The sequence below is a fragment of the Arenibaculum sp. genome (assembly GCF_035998295.1).
Lineage (GTDB): Bacteria > Pseudomonadota > Alphaproteobacteria > Azospirillales > Azospirillaceae > DASYHS01.
Genome location: NZ_DASYHS010000291.1, coordinates 1 through 16,299, shown reverse-complemented (window position 1 = coordinate 16,299; position 16,299 = coordinate 1). Strand labels below are relative to the sequence as shown.

General features: G+C 71.1%; 17 protein-coding genes. 5 read left to right on the top strand and 12 right to left on the bottom strand.

From position 1 onward, the window contains the following. Positions 1 to 245: cupin domain-containing protein (locus tag VGO20_RS27685; RefSeq protein WP_327505652.1), on the bottom strand; the 245-nt coding region annotated here is incomplete at its 3' end. Between the two features lie 93 nt (positions 246 to 338). Here VGO20_RS27685 and VGO20_RS27680 point away from each other — a divergent pair. The 3 genes from VGO20_RS27680 to VGO20_RS27670 all read left to right on the top strand — a co-directional run bounded on the left by VGO20_RS27680 (position 339) and on the right by VGO20_RS27670 (position 2,562). After that, complete coding sequence (locus VGO20_RS27680; protein ID WP_327505651.1) at positions 339 to 1,259, top strand: LysR family transcriptional regulator; 921 nt, start codon at positions 339 to 341, stop codon at positions 1,257 to 1,259. A 165-nt stretch (positions 1,260 to 1,424) separates the two neighbouring features. Continuing rightward, complete coding sequence (locus VGO20_RS27675; RefSeq protein WP_327505650.1) at positions 1,425 to 1,742, top strand: hypothetical protein; 318 nt, start codon at positions 1,425 to 1,427, stop codon at positions 1,740 to 1,742. 94 nt (positions 1,743 to 1,836) lie between these two features. Beyond that, the gene (locus tag VGO20_RS27670; RefSeq protein WP_327505649.1) at positions 1,837 to 2,562 is read left to right on the top strand and encodes a CPBP family intramembrane glutamic endopeptidase; all 726 of its coding nucleotides are present in this window, start codon (positions 1,837 to 1,839) and stop codon (positions 2,560 to 2,562) included. Positions 2,563 to 2,569: 7 nt separating this feature from the next. Here VGO20_RS27670 and VGO20_RS27665 read toward each other — a convergent pair whose 3' ends face one another. The 5 genes from VGO20_RS27665 to VGO20_RS27645 all read right to left on the bottom strand — a co-directional run bounded on the left by VGO20_RS27665 (position 2,570) and on the right by VGO20_RS27645 (position 8,827). Next, the gene (locus tag VGO20_RS27665; protein ID WP_327505648.1) at positions 2,570 to 2,845 is read right to left on the bottom strand and encodes a hypothetical protein; all 276 of its coding nucleotides are present in this window, start codon (positions 2,843 to 2,845) and stop codon (positions 2,570 to 2,572) included. Positions 2,846 to 2,921: 76 nt separating this feature from the next. Beyond that, positions 2,922 to 5,888, bottom strand: a complete 2,967-nt coding sequence (locus tag VGO20_RS27660) for a PAS domain-containing protein (protein ID WP_327505647.1) — start codon at positions 5,886 to 5,888, stop codon at positions 2,922 to 2,924. A 69-nt stretch (positions 5,889 to 5,957) separates the two neighbouring features. After that, the gene (locus VGO20_RS27655) at positions 5,958 to 6,701 is read right to left on the bottom strand and encodes a sulfotransferase-like domain-containing protein (protein WP_327505646.1); all 744 of its coding nucleotides are present in this window, start codon (positions 6,699 to 6,701) and stop codon (positions 5,958 to 5,960) included. Next, positions 6,698 to 7,615 carry an aminotransferase class IV gene (locus tag VGO20_RS27650; RefSeq protein ID WP_327505645.1) on the bottom strand — a complete coding sequence of 306 codons (918 nt, stop codon included), beginning with the start codon at positions 7,613 to 7,615 and terminating at the stop codon, positions 6,698 to 6,700. The genes VGO20_RS27655 and VGO20_RS27650 overlap by 4 nt, the downstream gene beginning before the upstream one ends. A gap of 87 nt (positions 7,616 to 7,702) precedes the next feature. Beyond that, positions 7,703 to 8,827, bottom strand: coding sequence for an NADH:flavin oxidoreductase/NADH oxidase (locus VGO20_RS27645; RefSeq protein ID WP_327505644.1), 1,125 nt, complete (start codon positions 8,825 to 8,827; stop codon positions 7,703 to 7,705). 108 nt (positions 8,828 to 8,935) lie between these two features. Between VGO20_RS27645 and VGO20_RS27640 the strand changes: the two genes are divergently transcribed. Next, complete coding sequence (locus VGO20_RS27640) at positions 8,936 to 9,136, top strand: hypothetical protein (protein ID WP_327505643.1); 201 nt, start codon at positions 8,936 to 8,938, stop codon at positions 9,134 to 9,136. A 38-nt stretch (positions 9,137 to 9,174) separates the two neighbouring features. Here VGO20_RS27640 and VGO20_RS27635 read toward each other — a convergent pair whose 3' ends face one another. Next, on the bottom strand, positions 9,175 to 10,071 hold the full coding sequence (locus VGO20_RS27635; protein WP_327505642.1) for a LysR family transcriptional regulator: 897 nt from the start codon (positions 10,069 to 10,071) through the stop codon (positions 9,175 to 9,177). Between the two features lie 103 nt (positions 10,072 to 10,174). Between VGO20_RS27635 and VGO20_RS27630 the strand changes: the two genes are divergently transcribed. Next, positions 10,175 to 10,987, top strand: coding sequence for a TauD/TfdA dioxygenase family protein (locus VGO20_RS27630; protein ID WP_327505641.1), 813 nt, complete (start codon positions 10,175 to 10,177; stop codon positions 10,985 to 10,987). Positions 10,988 to 11,008: 21 nt separating this feature from the next. On the opposite strand, the gene VGO20_RS27625 is transcribed toward VGO20_RS27630, so the two are convergent. The 5 genes from VGO20_RS27625 to VGO20_RS27605 all read right to left on the bottom strand — a co-directional run. Continuing rightward, positions 11,009 to 12,928, bottom strand: coding sequence for a TRAP transporter permease (locus tag VGO20_RS27625; protein WP_327505640.1), 1,920 nt, complete (start codon positions 12,926 to 12,928; stop codon positions 11,009 to 11,011). A 20-nt stretch (positions 12,929 to 12,948) separates the two neighbouring features. Continuing rightward, positions 12,949 to 13,911 carry a TAXI family TRAP transporter solute-binding subunit gene (locus VGO20_RS27620; protein WP_327505639.1) on the bottom strand — a complete coding sequence of 321 codons (963 nt, stop codon included), beginning with the start codon at positions 13,909 to 13,911 and terminating at the stop codon, positions 12,949 to 12,951. A gap of 145 nt (positions 13,912 to 14,056) precedes the next feature. Then, positions 14,057 to 14,977, bottom strand: coding sequence for a VOC family protein (locus VGO20_RS27615; RefSeq protein WP_327505638.1), 921 nt, complete (start codon positions 14,975 to 14,977; stop codon positions 14,057 to 14,059). A gap of 52 nt (positions 14,978 to 15,029) precedes the next feature. Then, on the bottom strand, positions 15,030 to 15,887 hold the full coding sequence (locus VGO20_RS27610; protein WP_327505637.1) for an IclR family transcriptional regulator: 858 nt from the start codon (positions 15,885 to 15,887) through the stop codon (positions 15,030 to 15,032). After that, positions 15,884 to 16,299 (bottom strand): ABC transporter permease (locus tag VGO20_RS27605; protein ID WP_327505636.1); only part of this gene is annotated, 416 nt, incomplete at its 5' end. The genes VGO20_RS27610 and VGO20_RS27605, both read right to left, overlap by 4 nt.

Sequence of the window (16,299 nt, the reverse complement as noted above, 5' to 3'; positions counted from 1 at the left end):
TCGAAGACGCGCTCGCCCAGCATCATCTCGACCGCCCCCGAGAGGATGTAATATGCCTCGTCCCAGGCGTGGGTATGCGGCGGCGTCGGTGCGCCCGGCCGCTTCTCGATCTCGAAGACGGACCAGGCACCCCGGGCACCCGTCCCCTTGAACACGAGCTGGTCGCCCAGCACGTCGTAGCGTCTGCCGGCGCCCGCCTCGACGATCGAACCACCCTGCTGCGCTTCCCTGCTTTCCGTCGTCATGCTCCGTCTCCTCTCTCATGCGCTCCGATCGGCGCGGGGCTCATCCTGGCGGCGGGAAGGCCGTGACGGAAATGGCATGTTGCCATACAGTTCATGACCATGAGGAATTTGGCTGCCATCGACCTGAATCTGCTCGTCGCCTTCGACGCGTTGCTGGCGGAGCGGAACGTCACCCGGGCCGGCGAGCGGATCGGCCTCAGCCAGTCGGCGACGAGCAAGGCGTTGAACCGGCTGCGCCAGATGTTCGGCGATCCCCTGCTCGTCCGGCAGGGCGGCGAGATGCTGCCGACCGCCCGGGCGCTGGAACTGGCCGCGCCGCTGCGCCGCGCCCTGGCCGAGATCTCGCTGGTCATGGGGGCCGGCGACGGGCCTTTCCTGCCGGCGACGGTCCAGGCCTCGATGACCCTGGCGTCGCCGGACCTGGTGGATTGCGTCCTGCTGCCGCCGCTGGTCCCCCGCCTGCGGCGCGAGGCGCCGGGGCTCGACCTGCGCGTGCGCGTCACCGACCGGCTCCGGTTCCAGGGCCAGCTGATCGGGGGCGAGGCGGATCTCGCCGTCGTCCCCGCGGGGGAAATCGTCACCGAGCTGCGGCGCGAGCCGCTCTACGTCGAGAGGATGGTGATGCTGGCCGCCGCCGGAAACCCGGCCGTGGCCGGGGGCGAGGTCGACCTCGAGACATATCTGGCCTGCGATCACGTCGTCGTCTCCCCGGAGGGGCGCGGCGGCAGCCCGACCGACGCCGTGCTGGCGGCCCGCGGGCTGCGCCGGCGCATCGCCCTGGTCCTGCCGAGCTTCGCGGCGGTGCCCCTGGTGGTCGGCGCCGGCAACCTCGTCGCGACGCTGCCTGAAAAGCTGGTCCGCAGGCTGGCGCCGGCTGCCGGGATCAAGATCCTTCGCCCGCCGCTCCAGCTCGACGACGTCACCATGCACATGGTCTGGCACCAGCGGCACGATGCCGACCCCCTGCATCGCTGGATGCGCGGCGTCATCAGGGAAGTGGGCGCGGCGCTGTAGCCCGGGGCCGCGGCTCCCCGGCAACCCGTGCCGGGAAAATCTTGCCCATGGGCAATCCCGGCCCGGCCGGTCCCCTGCGACATCCGCACTGCGCCGACGCTTCCACCCTGGCATGCAGCCTGCATCACGTGGCGGCAAGAGCTTGTTGTGACGGGAGATATGGAAGTGTCCTTCGCACTGACCGGTGTGGGAGCCGGGGGATACGTACCCCCGAAATGGGTGGCGCCCACCCAGTCCGCCCAACAGGAGCCGGCGTCGCGCAGCAAGGTCGAGAAGGAGTTCCTGGACTTCGCCCGGATGACGCCCGCCGAGAAGATCCGGTACTCCTACCTGAAGGCCCACGGCCTCACCGAGGAAGGGCTCCAGGGCATGGATCCCGATGAGCGCGCCCGCATCGAGGAGAAGATCCGCAAGGAGATCGAGGAGGCGCTGAAGAAAGGCGGCGAGAAGCGGCCGGGGCTCCTCGCCGACATCCGCGTCTAGCTGAAGGCGGCCTGCCGAAAGGCAGGGCGTCGGGAACCCGGCCGGACCGCCCCCGTTTCCCAGGGCATTCCCCGTCCGCCACCGCAGGACCGACGTGTCCCCCGACGATCGCCGAGAACACGACGCACCGGCCCAGCCATGGCGCGACCTGCCGGTCCGGCTGTGGCACCTGCTGCTGGCGGTCGCGGCCCTGCTCGCGGTCGTCGTCGTGCTCGGCCGCATCGTCGACGTCGGCCGGCCGAGCGCCGGCGAGGTCCTGCTCCATCTCCTCGTCCAGTCGGCGCTGGTGCTGGGTGTCGTCTGGCTGGCCGCGATCCTCCCGTCCGGGACGCGGTGGCACCAGCTCGGCCTTCGGCGGGCGGGCAGGGGATGGGTCCGCCGCGGATTCGCGGTCGGGGCCGTCTCGGTACCCGTGGTCTGGCTCGTCAACGGCCTCGTCCAGGCCGTCGCGGGCGGGGATTTCCGCAACCCGCAGCTGGACCTCGTCGCCCCCGACGGTCCCGATCCCGGCATCCTCCTCGGGCAGCTGGCGGTCATGGCGGTGCTCGTGCCTACCGTCGAGGAGACCGTGTTCCGCGGCCTGCTCTACGGCTGGCTGCGCCGTCTATCGGGCGTGGTGCCGGCGGCGGCGCTCAGCGCCCTGCTCTTCAGCCTCGTGCACGGCATTCCCCTGCTGGTCCCGGCGATCTTCGTCCAGGGCGTGATCCTGGCCCTGGTCTACGAGCGGGCGGGATCGCTGGTCCCGTGCATCATCGTCCACGGTACCCTCAACGCCGTGAACCTCGCCGTGCTGCACGCAGCCCTGGCGGCCGGCGCGTGAAAAAACTTCAGGGATTGATCATCTTCCCCAGGAAGCCCGATGCGAGGAACACGCCGCCGGCAATCCACATCCTGGTCCGGTAACGCTGCCCCACCTCGTCGAATATTGGGAAAATACTATACTTGCGGGCCACGGCATTGATGCTCATTTCCGTCATCTGGAGGGTCTTCTTCATATCCACCCGCGAATTCTCGATCGACTTCTTGAAGAAATAACCGAACGCGACCAGCGAAGCGATCATGACGAAGCCGGATGCGTAATACACGCCCATAACCCAATCCATGCGGAAGCCCTCCGGTCGAAATTTAACACCCCTTGTTGTAACCTTTTTCTACCTCAGGGAAGTGGAGCCTTGCCCCTCACGGCCCCGCGGCGTCCATCGCGGCATCCAGCGCGTGGACGAGGTCGTCGATGCGGTACGGCTTCGCCAGGACGTGCACGCCCTCGGCGCGCGCCAGCTTCTCGCTGTAGCCGGTGGTCAGCACCACCGGCAGGTCCGGGCGCAGGTGCCGGGCGGCCTGCACCAGGTCCAGGCCGCTGAGCCGGCCGGGCATCACCACGTCGCTGAACACCAGGTCGAACGGCGTGCCGCCCGCCAGCAGCGACAGCGCCTCGTCGGCCGTCGCGACCCACGCCACCGCGTAGCCCGCGTCCTCCAGCGCCGCGGCGACCGTGGTCGCCACCACCTCGTCGTCCTCCACCACCAGGATGCTGCCGCGCCGGCGCGCGTTCGCGACCGTCGGCGCGGCGGCTTCCACGACCGGCGCCGGCAGGGCCGAGCGCCGCAGCAGCATGGTCACCACCGTGCCCCGGCCCGGCACGCTCTCGATCCGGGCGGTGCCGCCGGCCTGGCGGGCGAAGCCGTAGACCTGGCTCAGCCCCAGGCCCGAGCCCTTGCCGACCTCCTTGGTCGTGTAGAACGGCTCGAACACCCGCGCCGCCACCTCCTCCGGCATGCCGGTCCCGGTGTCGCGCACCGACAGCCGGACGAAGTCGCCGACCAGGCCCGCCGCGTCCGGGGTCGAGAGATGCAGGTTGGACGCCTCGATCGCGAGGTCGCCGCCCTCGGGCATCGCGTCGCGCGCGTTCACCGCCAGGTTGATCAGCGCCAGCTCGAACTGGGTCGGGTCGACCTCGACCGGCCACAGGCCGGGGCTGAACTCCGTCGCCAGCCGGATGTCGGCGCGCAGCGCGCGGGCCAGCAGCTCCGACATGCCGACCACGCGCTCGCGCACGTCGATCGGCTGCGGGCGCAGGCTCTCCGGCCGGGCGAAAGCCATGAGCTGCTGCACCAGCTTGGCCCCGCGGTCGACCGCCTGCTGGCCCGCCTCGATCAGCGGGCGGACCTCCGTCTCCCGGGTGCGGCGGCCGATCATCGACAGGCAGCCCGACAGCGCCTGGAGCAGGTTGTTGAAGTCGTGCGCCACCCCGCCCGTGAGCTGGCCGACCGTCTCCATCTTCTGCGCCTGGCGCAGCTGCTCTTCCGCCGCGTCCAGCCGCATCTGGCCCTGCTGGCGCTCGGTGACGTCGTAGACGAAATGGTAGGCGCCGATCCGCCGGCCGTCGCGGTCGCGCAGGACGTTGAACTTGATCTCGTAGACGCGCCGCTCGTGGCCAGGATGGCTGAACTCGTCGACTAGGCTGAACTCCTCGCCGGCCAGCGCGCGTCCCCACAGCGCCCTCAGCCGCTCGCGATGCTCCGGCTCGCCCGCGAGCAGGTCCATCAGGCTGTCGCCGACCCTAGGCCGCACGCCGTAGAGCCGCTCGAACTCGTCGGCGTTGGCCCTGTTGATGGCGAGGATGCGGTAGTCGAGATCGAGGACCTGGATGAAGGCTCCCGTGCTCTCGACGACGTCGGCCAACACCTTGCGCTCCGCGAGCGCGTCGGCAACGCGCTGCTCCAGCGTCTCGTTGAGCCCGCGCAGCTCCTCCTCGACCCGCTTGCGCCCGGTGACGTCCTCGAACACGACCGCGACCCGCCGGCTGTCCGCGCCGCCGGTCCTGAAGATGTAGAAGTCGAACCAGGCGTTCAGCGGCTCGGCGTACCGCTCCAGCCGTTCACCCCGGCCGGTCCGCGCGACGCGGCCCCAGATCTCGTACCAGTACGGCTCGAAGCTTGGGTCGATCTCGCTCATCCGCAGTCCGGTGCAATCCCGGCCCAGCATGCGGGTCGCCGCCGGGTTCGCCTCCAGGTAGTGGACGTCGACCGACCGCTCCGCCTCGTCGAAGACGACGTCGGCAAGCATGTAGCCCTCGTCCATCGCCTCGAACAGCGTCCGGTATTTCGCCTCGCCCTCGCGCAGGCGCGTCTCGGCCCGCGCGCGCTCCACGGCGTCCCAGGTCCGCTCGGCGACGTCGCGGACCAGTTCGACCTCCGACGGCGTCCAGGCGCGCGCCGCCGGGCTGTGGACGAACAGCGCCGCGACCCAGTGCCCCGCCTTGGTCAGCGGCACGCCGATCACCGCGCGCGAGCCCCAGCCGAGATAGTCCGCCAGCGCCCGGCGCACCTCGGGCCGCGGATCGGTCCCGGCGTCCTCGACGACCCAGGGCCGGCCGGCCCGGTACGCCTCCACGATCTCCATCCCGTAGACGGCGATCGGGACGCGGCCGACGGCGCTCGGCTGAACGCCGTCGGTCCAGTCGACCAGCACGTCCAGATGCGCCGCCGTGTCGTCGGTCTCGGCGTACCCGACCCGTCCCACGCCCAGATGGGCGCCCAGCATCTCCACCGCGGCCGCCATGATCGCCTCGGGATCGCCGAGCCCGCGCGTCCGGTCGGCGAGCCGGAGCAGGAAGGCCTGCCGCGCGACGCTCTCGCGCAGCGCGGTCTCGGCGGCCACCCTCTGCGTCGTCTCGGTGCAGACGCAGAACATGCCGGCGACCTCGCCGCCCTCGTCGCGGACCGGCGTGTAGGAGAAGGTGAAGTTCGCCTCCTCCGGATAGCCGTTGCGGTGCATCGTGAACCGGATGTCGTCCATGTGCGTCGACACGCCGGCATAGGTCCGGTCCATGATCGGCCCGACGTCGTCGATGATGTCGTGCCAGACCTCGGCGAAGGGCCGTCCCAGCGCCCACGGGTGGCGCGCCCCGCACAGCGGGGCGTAGCCGTCGTTGTAGAGCAGGATGCGCCGCGGGCCCCAGGCGACGAACATCGGCTGGAGCGAGTTGAGCATCAGGCCGACCAGCGTGCGCAGCGGCTGGGGCCACGCCTCGGGCGAGCCGAGCGGCGAGGCCGACCAGTCATGGGCGCGCATCAGTGCCCCCGTCTCGCCTCCGCCCGACAGGAAGTCGACGCCGGCAGCCGTCAAGGTGCTGTTCGTAGCCATCGCACGCCATATGCCATCGCCGGCTGGGCAACACAATGAGTTCGGGGGTTGCCGGCCACGAATGCCCCGTCAGGCGAGGCGCCAGCGGTGCAGGTGCTCGTAATGGGGCCGCGCGGCCTCGGCCACCCGGGCGAGGTCGCCGGAGAGCGGCGGCGGCGGCGGCGGCGGGGCGCCGAACCCGGTCGAGGCCTCGACCGAGGCGTACCAGTGCGGCGCCCAGACGCCGTCGGTGTCGCGCCGGCCCGCCGGCCAGCGCAGCATGGCGTCCGTGAACGGCACGCCCAGCGCCGCGCACAGCCGCGCCAGCACCCGGCCGGGATCGGCCAGCACGTCGCGTGCGTCCACCACCGGCGGCGCGTGGCCGAGCCGGTCGGCCTCGCGGTCGAACAGCTCGACCTGGCGCTCGACCCCGATATCGGCGAGGTCGACGCTGCCGCGGCGCTGGACGTAGGACGCCACGACCTCGGCCGGGTCGCGGATCAGGAAGGCGTTGCGCACGCGGTCCGTCCACTCCAGCCCGACGCCAGCCAGCATGTGGTGCGTCATGTGCTTCTGGTAGAACACCGCCCGGCCGCCGGGGACGGGCTCGTCCGCGAGCGCCGCCGCCACCGTGCGCCAGTCCGTCGGCTGGCTGGCCAGCACCTCGTCCCGGCCGGGGTGGTCCAGCCCGGTCCGCGCCAGGTAGAAGGCGTAGAAGGGCTCGTCGACGACGGCGGTGTCCGGCCGGTTCTCCCAGGCCCGCATCATCGCGGTGGAGATGTTGCGCGGACCCGACCACATGGCTATGCGGACAGGGGCGATACGGACGCTCACGATACGGCCTCTCCGGTCAGGTATGCCTCGTAGCGCGCCGCCAGCGCGCGGGTGTAGTCGCCCGGCCGGCCGGCGCCGATCGCGCGCCCGTCGATGCGGGTCACCGGCGTGATCCCACCGAGCGTGCCGGTGGCGAAGGCCTCGTCGGCGGAGTAGGCCTCGGCCAGGGTGAAGTCGGCCTCGCGCGTCGTCCCGCCCTCCTTGCGCACCAGTTCCAGGACCTTGCGCCGGGTGATGCCCTTGAAGTTGAACCGGCCGGTCGAGGTCCAGAGCTCGCCCTTGCGCACGATGAAGAAGTTCGTGGAATTGCAGCTCGCGACGAAGCCGTGCGGGTCGAGCATCAGCGCCTCGTCGGCGCCGGCGTCGATGGCCTGGATCAGCGCCTGGATCAGGTTGAGCCGGCTGTGGGAGTTGAGGCGCAGGTCGAACACGTCCGGGCCGCTGCACCGGAAGGTCGAGGTGAACAGCGACAGGCCCTTCTCCTTGGTCTCGGGATTCGGGCGCTTGTACTCGGCGACGATGACCACGGTCGCCGGGCCGAGGGCGAAGCGCGGGTCCTGGTTCACGGTCTTCTTGCGGCCGCGGGTGACCATCAGGCGGATATGGGCGCCGTCCTCCATGCCGTTCCTGGCCAGCGTCTCGCGGATGACGCCGGTCAGGGCGTCGCGGTCGAGGCCGATGTCGATCCGGATCGCGCCTGCCCCCTCGTAGAGGCGGTCGAGATGGTCGTCGAGCGCCAGCAGCCGGCCCTTCACCAGCCGCAGCCCCTCCCACACGCCATCGCCCAGCGCGAAGCCGCTGTCGAAGACCGAGACCCGGGCCTGGTCCCGCGGCACGAACTCCCCGTCCACGTAGACGAGGACGCCATCGTTGCGCGGGTCGTCGACGTAACCCTGCGCGCTTTCCTTCGACATGCCGGCTCCCTTCCCAGGTCTCGTTCGGCGCGCATGCTGGTCCGTCCGGCGCCGCCCGTCAAAGCGAGAATCGCGCCCGCGCGTTCCTCAGCGCCCGACCAGCTTGTGGCGCCGGTCGAGCCACCAGCCGTACTGCACCGGCCACTGCGCGAACGCGTCGTCGGCGCCCAGCGCGCGGGCGGCGTGGAGCGCCCAGTTCGGGTCGGCCAGCATCTCGCGCCCGACCGCGACGATGTCCGCGCGCCCCTCGGCGACCACCGCCTCGGCCTGCTCCGGGTCCAGGATCAGCCCGACCGCCTGCGTCAGCACCCCGGTCTCCCGCCGCACCCGCTCGGCATAGGGGACCTGGAAGCCCGGCTGCGGCGCGGCGCGGCCCAGCGTCGCCGACCCGGAGATCCCGCCCGACGAGCAGTCGATCACGTCGACCCCGCGCGAGCCCAGCTCGCCGGCGAGCCACACCGTGTCGTCCAGCGACCAGCCGTCCGGAGCCCCGTCGACGGCCGAGACCCGGACGAACAGCGGCTTGTCCTCCGGCCAGGCCGCACGCACGGCCTCGACCGTCTCCAGCAGCATGCGCGCGCGGCCCGCGCGCCCGCCGCCATAGGCGTCGCCCCGCCGGTTCGACACCGGCGACAGGAAGCTCGCCAGCAGGTAGCCGTGGGCGGCGTGGATCTCGGCGACGTCGAAGCCGATCCGGTCGGCGCGCCGCGCCGCCGCCGCGAAGTCCTCGACCGTCCGCGCGATGTCCTCCGCTGTCATCTCCCGCGGGACCAGCCAGTCCTCCGCGACCGGCACCGGCGACGGGCCGACGACCTCCCACGGCGTCTCGCCCCGCGCGCGGTCGTCGGCGTCCAGCGGGCCGTTGCCGTGCCAGGGCCGCTGCATCGACGCCTTGCGCCCGGCATGGCCGAGCTGGATCGCCGAGGCCGCCCCCTGGGCGCGCAGGAAGCCCGTGACCGGGGCCAGCGCCGCCGCGTGGGCATCGGACCAGATGCCGAGGTCGCCATGGGTGATGCGGCCTTTCCGGCAGACGGCCGCCGCCTCGGTGAAGACCAGACCGGCGCCGCCCTGGGCGAACTTGCCGAGATGGACGAGGTGCCAGGCGTTGGCGAGGCCGTCGCCGGCGCTGTACTGGCACATCGGCGAGACGGCGACGCGGTTCTTCAAGGTGAGGCCGCGCAGGCGCAGCGGCGAGAAGAGGGCGTTCGGCATGTTCGGCTGTTTCCCGTTCGGAAGATGGGACGGACCACGCTGGTTCCGGCGGCCGCGTCCCTGTAATCTCACACGTCCGGCCGCGGCCGGGAAAGAGGAGGAAGACGGATGGCATCGAGGCGCCTCGATCGCGAGGACCACGTCAAGGCGCATCTGGCGCGCATGCTCGCGGAATGGCAGGAAAAGACCGGCTGCGACATGTCGCCGGCGGCGTCGGACCAGCGGCTCCAGCACTGCACGACGGTGCTGATCGACCTGCTCGGCGACGCGGAGAAGGTCGACGAGGCGGCGTCCTCCGACGGCGGCTGATGCCGCACGGGTAGGGGCGCCGTACGGGTAAGGACGCCTCACGGCGCGGCGGCGGCGCGCAGGCTGTCGGCGAAGGTGCTTGCGGCCGCGCGCGCCCGGCGCGGCTTCCAGGCCAGCGACAGGCTCCAGGCCAGTTCCGCGGGCAGGTCCCTGACCGGCCGGAACACGACGTCGGGGAAGGGCAGGAAGCGGGCGCTCTCCTGGACCAGCGAATAGCCCAGCCCGGCCGCCACCAGCGATAGGATCGTCGGCGTCAGGCGCGCCTCCTGCTCGATCCTGGGGGTGATGCCCCGCTCCCGGAAGAACGCCGCGAACCGCTCGTAGAGGTCCGGGCTCGCCGATTTCGGGAAGAAGATCATCGGCTCGCCGGCGAGGTCCTGCATCGACAGCGCGCCGCGCTCGGCCAGCCGGTGGCCGCGCGGCAGCGCCGCGATCGTGCGGTCGCGCCTCAGTTCCTCCTGCACCACGCCGGCCGGGCAGCGCTCGATCGGATGGATCAGCGCCAGGTCCAGCGCGTCCGCGTCGATCGCGGCCAGCAGGTCGCTGGTCGACGCTTCGACCAACTGCACCCGCGCGCCCGGCGCCTGCGCCTGGAAGGAACGGATCGCCGCCGGCAGCAGCCGGAGGATGCCGGCAGTCACGAAGCCGACCGAGACCGGCTCCTCGGCCTTGCCGCCCGTCCTGCGCGTCGCCGCGACCGCGTGCTCGAACTGGCGGACGGTCTTGCGCGCCTCCTCGACCAGCGTCGCGCCGGCCGGCGTCAGCCGGGTGCCGCCGCGCGCCGAGCGGTCGAACAGCGCCACCCCCAGCCACGCCTCCAGGCGCCGGATCGACTGGCTCAGCGGCGCCTGCTCCATGTTCAGCCGGCTGGCCGCGCGCCCGAAATGCAGCTCCTCGGCCACCGCCAGGAAATGGCGCAGGTACCGTATGTCCATTTCATATCACTCTGATATGCGATACGCGCAAATCGATATTAGAACGGACAGGAAAGGGTTGCTAGCCTCGCCCGGGAACGAGACCACGAGGGAGAGCATCGTCATGGGATACGAGACCATCAGCGTGACCCCGGTCAGCCCGCATATCGGCGCCGAGATCGGCGACGTCGACCTGACCCGGCCGCTCGACCCGCGCCAGGTGGAGGAGCTGCGCCGGGCATTCGTCGAGCACCAGGTAATCTTCTTCCGCGAGCAGGAGATCGGCTTCGACGACCAGATCCGGCTGGCGGGCTATTTCGGCCCGCTCGGCAGGCATGTCGGCGTGTCGACGATCAGCAAGACCACGGACAACCCGCTGGTCCGCAAGTTCCACTACGACGAGACCTCGACGCGGGTATCGGGGGAGAACTTCCACAGCGACCAGTCCTGCGCGCCGATCCCGCCGCTGGGCAGCATCCTCTACAACCACACGGTCCCGCCCAACGGCGGCGGCGACACGATGTTCGCGAGCATGTACGCCGCCTACGACGCCCTGTCCGCGCGCATGAAGGCCTATCTGGAAGGGCTGACCGCGACCCATGACGGCACGCGCGTCTTCGGCCCGGGAACGCCGGTCTCGGTCCATCCCGTGATCACGCGGCATCCCGAGAGCGGCAGGAAGGTGATCTTCGTCAACACCGACTTCACCGCCCGCATCAACGAGCTGCCGCGCGAAGAGGGCGAGCACGTCCTGAAGTTCCTGATCGCGCATTGCGCGCGGGCGGAATGGACCTGCCGCTTCCGCTGGCGCGCCCATTCCATCGCCTTCTGGGACAACCGCTGCACCCATCACAAGGCGATCTGGGATTACTGGCCCAACGTCCGCTCGGGCTACCGGGTCCAGATCAAGGCCTCCGCCGCCCCCGTCGCGGGCTGACGGCGGGGACGGCGGGGGCATCTACGTCCGGTTCCCGTCCGTCTGCGCTGCGGCCCTGCGCAGGAACGCCACCGGCGCGCCGGCCATCCACGCCAGGAGGCCGGCGGCCGCCGCGACCCGCACCGCCATGGCCAGTTCCGGGCTGGCCGTGGTCACCGAGGCCAGCGCGACCGCGCCCAGCCCGCCCAGGGCCAGGCGCTGGGCGGCACCCAGCCGGCGGCGCCAGTAGCCGAGCCCCGCCGCGGTCACCGCGGCGACCCCGACGACCGCCAGCGCCCCCTCGAGCAGCACGAGCGGCAGCGGGCCGACGAACAGCAGCTCCGGCGTCTCGGTCATCAGGAACGGCAGGATGAAGGCCGGCCAGCCGATCAGCATGGCGGTCCAGCCGGTCGCCATCGGCTTCGCCCCGCTGATGCTGGCGGCGGCGAAGGCCGCCATCGCGACCGGCGGCGTGATCATCGACATCATGCCGAAGTAGAAGATGAAGAAATGGGCCGCGAGCGGCAGGATGCCGAGCTGCACCAGCGCCGGCGCCACGATGGTGGCCAGCAGCACGTAGACCCCCGTGGTCGGCATGCCCATGCCCAGCAGGATCGACACCACGGCCGTGTAGGCGAGCAGCAGCACCACGCTGTCGCGCGCCAGCGCGATCAGGAACATCGACAGCGAGAAGGACAGGCCGGACACGTTCAGCAGGCCCACCACGATCCCGGCCGCGGCCGAGATGACGAGCACGTCCACCGCCGTGCGACCGGTGTCGGACAGGGAGGCCAGCAGCTCGGCCGGCCGCATCCGCGCGCCGCGGTAGCCGATCAGCAGCCCGCACAGCGCGAAGAACGCGGCGGCAGCGAAGGCCGCCGCCTCCGGCCGCCAGCCGCCGAACGGCAGCAGGAGCAGCAATCCCCCCAGGCCGAGCAGGAAGAACCAGCCGCGCTTCAGGATGCGCGCCGTCCGCTCGACGTCGGGATCGATCCGGCCGAGCTGGTCGCGCTGCGCCATCAGGTGGACGGCCAGGAACAGCGAGCCGTAGTAGAGGAGCGACGGGATGATCGCCGCCAGCACGATCTCCGCGTAGGAGATCTTCAGGAACTCCGCCATCAGGAACGCGGCGGCCCCCATCACCGGCGGGACGAGCTGGCCGCCCGTCGAGGCGACCGCCTCGATCGCGCCCGCGCGTTCCGGCGTGTAGCCGGCCTGCTTCATCATCGGGATCGTCATGACCCCGCTGCTGGCGACGTTGGCGACCGCGCTGCCGGATATCGCGCCCTGCAGGCCGGACGAGACGACCGCGACCTTCGCCGGGCCGCCGGGCGAGCGCCCGAACAGGGCGAGCGACAAGTCGGTGAAATACTGCGCGCCGCCCGAGCGGCCGAGCAGGTTGCCCATGAACAGGAACGGCAGCACGACCACGATCGCGACCGCGATCGGCGAGCCCAGGATCGAGTTGGCGTCGGCCGCCACGTAGATCGTCATGCTCGTCAGGTCCGTCGGCGGTGCCGCGAAGTCCGACGGGAGATGCTGCCCGAGGAGCGTGTAGGCCATGATCGCGAGGATCACCAGCACCAGCGGCCATCCCGCGACCCGGCGCACGGCTTCGAGCAGCGCCAGGATCACGACGGCGCCGCCATAGACGATCTCCGGAGGCTGGAAGGCGACCGCCATCGAGTAGCGGTCGAAATGCACGGCGAAATACGCGGTCATCGCCAGCAGCGCCCAGGCGAGGGCCGCCTCCGGCACGGCCGCGGCACCGCCCCGCCGGCGATGGAAGACCAGGAACAGGGTCAGGCCGACGCCCAGGGCGTAGGCCTGCTCCTCGTAGTAGACGATGCCCAGCGCCGAGCCGAGATTGAAGGCGAGGGCGGCCGAAAGGACGGTCAACGCTCCCGCGGCGAGCGAATTCGTGAGCGCGAACCAGCGATGCGCGAAAGCGTGACCCGTCATCTTTCCTCGTCCCGCCGGGGTTACTCGGCGCTGCCGAGCGTCTCGAACGCCTGCTCGGCGGCGGGGTGGTACGGGATGTTCGGCACGCCGCCCATCGCCTCCACCGTCAGCTCGTCGAAGCTGGGCAGCGACTGCGCCAGCGCGTCCTGCTCGTTGGCGAGCACGTCCAGCACCGCCTGGACCGTCTCGGCGTCGGTGTCCTCATGCGTGACGAGGACGATGTCGTAGCCGAGCAGGCGGGTGCCTTTGCCGACGCCGGGCCGGTTGGGGGCCGGCTGGACCGCCAGGGCCGAGCCCTGCGGCATCACCTCCCGCATCGCCGCGACGTCCCCGTCCTCGGGCGAGAGCGACAGGAAGCGCACGCCGCCCAGCGCCGCGTCGAGCTCCGCGACCTTGCCCGAGCCCAGCGACAGGAAGGCGACGTCGACGCGCCCGCTCTCCATCAGGTCGCCGCCGCGCACGGAGTTCGGGACGGGCACGGCGGTGACCTCGCCGTCCTCGACCCCGGCATTCGCCATGATCGCCTGGCGCATCAGCTCGATGATCGGCGCCGAGGAATAGCCCGACGCCACGCTCTTGCCGCGGATGTCGGCCAGCTCCTCGATCGGCGAGTCCGCCGGCACCAGGAAGCCGACATGGGTCTTGAACAGGCTGGAGACGACGCGCAGGTTCGGATGCTCCTCCGAGAAGGGCTCCCGGCCGTTCATCGCCTGCGACATCTCGAAGACGTTGACGATCGCGAAGTCGAGCTTCTTCTGCTCGATCAGCGCCAGCAGCGGGCCGGACCCGGCGAAGGGCTGGACCCGCATCTCGATGTCCTTCGCGTCCTTCACGACCTTGGCGATCGCCGACCCGGCCGAATGGAAGATCGTCCCCGGCTGGTTGGTGCCGATCGTGAGGACCGGCTGGGCCCGGGCCGACGGGCTCGCGCCGATCATGGCCAGGCCCATCAGCCCGATGGCCGACAGCGTGCGTATGTTCATGGACTTCGTTCTCCCGTCTGGATGGGGTGGGCGGGACCGCCGGGCGGCGGCAGCGAGGCGAAGGCAAAGAGGGAGCGTTCCCGCCTCGAGGGCAGGTTCGGCAGTGGTGGGAGGAGGAGGCGGCGCCCGCGGGGGCCGCCTTGCGTCAGCGCGTGGTCTGGCGGCGGGTCTGGCCGTCGATGCCGCCGACCACCGCCCACTCCGCGAACATCTCGGGGGACGGCTGGAACTCGCGCGGCTTCCAGTTCTCGGTGACCCAGTCCTCGTTGGCGTAGTACTCGGCCAGGCCGCCGCAGGGGTTCTTCACGTACCAGAAATAGGCCGAGGAGATCGGGTGGCGGCCCGGGCCGATCTCGGTCGGCCAGCCGCAGCGGTTGATGTGGATGCCGCCGCCGAACACCTCGTGGATGTCGCGCACGGTGAAGGCGATGTGGTTGAGGCCGACCTTCGGCTTGGGAAGCTGGAGCAGGAACAGGTCGTGGTGCCCGCCGCGCGGCCCGCAGCGCAGGAACACGCCGCGCCCGGGATAGCGGTCGGAAGCATGGAAGCCCAGGTGGTCGACGTAGAACGCCTCGTGCTCGTCGATGCGGTCGGTGAACAGGACGACGTGGCCGACCTTGACCGGCGTCGCGCGCTCGTACACCGGGCTCGGCTCGTCGACGCGGAGATGCTGGTCGATCGTGTTCATCGGGGAGCCCTTGACCGGGACCGGCCGGCGGCGGCTGACGCGCACGCGCACCATCAGGCCGACGGGATCGGTGCAGCCCGGCAGCCCGTCGCGCAGGTCGTGGCCGGGCAGGGCCTTCATGCGCTCCGCCGCGGCCGCCAGCGCGGCGTCGTCCTCGACGCCCCAGACCACCTCGCGCAGGGTCGAGCCGGGCTCGATCGCAGGGGGCAGGGTGGGGTCGTCCTTCAGGCGCAGCTCGACCTCGCAGCCGTCCAGCGTCTCGTAGAGCGCCCGGTCGGCGCCCGCCTCGACCTCGCCCAGGCCCCAGTCGCCGAGGAAGCGCCGGCAGGCCTCCATGTCCTCGACGCCGTAGGTGATCCGATCGATGCCCTTGATCATCCGTCGATCCTTTCCGCTTGGCGCCCCACGGATGGGCAAGGGGCGCCCTGGCTCAGAAATTGGCCGCGAGCCTGCGGCCGCGGGTCTCGTCGTAGTCGAGGCGCCGCGACAGCTCCCGCGCGGTCGCGACGACGCGCTCGGCCAGCGGGCCGCGCAGCCGTTCCGGGTCGGCGCTGCCCTCCGGGACCGTGATGTTGATCACGGCCGTCACCGTCCCTGTGTCGTCGAAGACCGGCGCCGCGATGGCGGAGATGCCGCGCTCGAAGAAGCTCTCGCTGATCGCGTAGCCCCGGTGCCGGTCCTCGGCGAGCAGGACCCGCAGGTCGTCCAGCGTCGCGGGGGTCTGCGGCGTGAAGCGCTCCAGGGTGCGCTGGGGATACAGCGCCTCCAGCTCGCCCCCGTCCATGTGGGCGAGGAAGGCGCGGCCGAGCACGGTGGCGTGCGCGGGCATCCGCGTGCCGATGGAAACGCTGCCGACGAAGGTCGAGGGGGCTGCGACCTTCATCACGAAGACCACCTCGCGCCCGTCGCGCACCACGAGATGCGCGTTGAACCCGGTCTCGTCGCGCAGCCGCTCCAGCAGCGGGCGGGCGAGCTCCGTGATCTCCAGCGACGCCAGGTACTCGAAGCCGAGCGACAGGACCGCGACGCCCAGCCTGTAGTCGCGGCCGTCGCGCGAGCGCTCCAGGAAGCCCAGGTATTCCAGCGTCGTCATCAGGCGGAACACGGTCGAGCGCGGGATGCGCAGCTCCTTGGCCACCTCGGCGGCGCTGACATGGGGCCGGTCGCGCCGGAAGCAGCGCAGGATCTCGAGCCCCCTCTGCAGGCCCGGCACCAGATAGCGCTCGGCGTCCTCGCCCCGCTTTTCCTCGCTCCTCTTTTCCCCGGCCACCGTCCCGTCTCCCCTCATGTCGACTTCTTCTCGGCCTTGGGCAGGTAGTGGAGGACCCGCCGCTCGGCCAGCACGACCGCACCATAGGCGGCAATGCCGATCAGCGTCAGCATGATGATGGTGACGAAGACCATGGCGGTGTTTCCCGACCCCTCGCCGAACACGAGCAGGTAGCCGAGGCCCATGTTGCCGCCGACGAGCTCGCCGACGATGACGCCGATGACCGCCAGCGTCGACGCGATGCGCAGGCCCGAGAACAGCGGCGGCATCGCGGACGGGAACTGGATCGTCCGGAAGATCTGCCAGCGCGTCGCCTTGAAGGTGCGCGCGAGGTTGATGAGGTCCGGGTCGACCGTGCGGATCGCGCCGAGCACGTTGACCATGACCGGGAAGAACACGATCAGGATCGCGACCAGCACCTTCGGGTAGA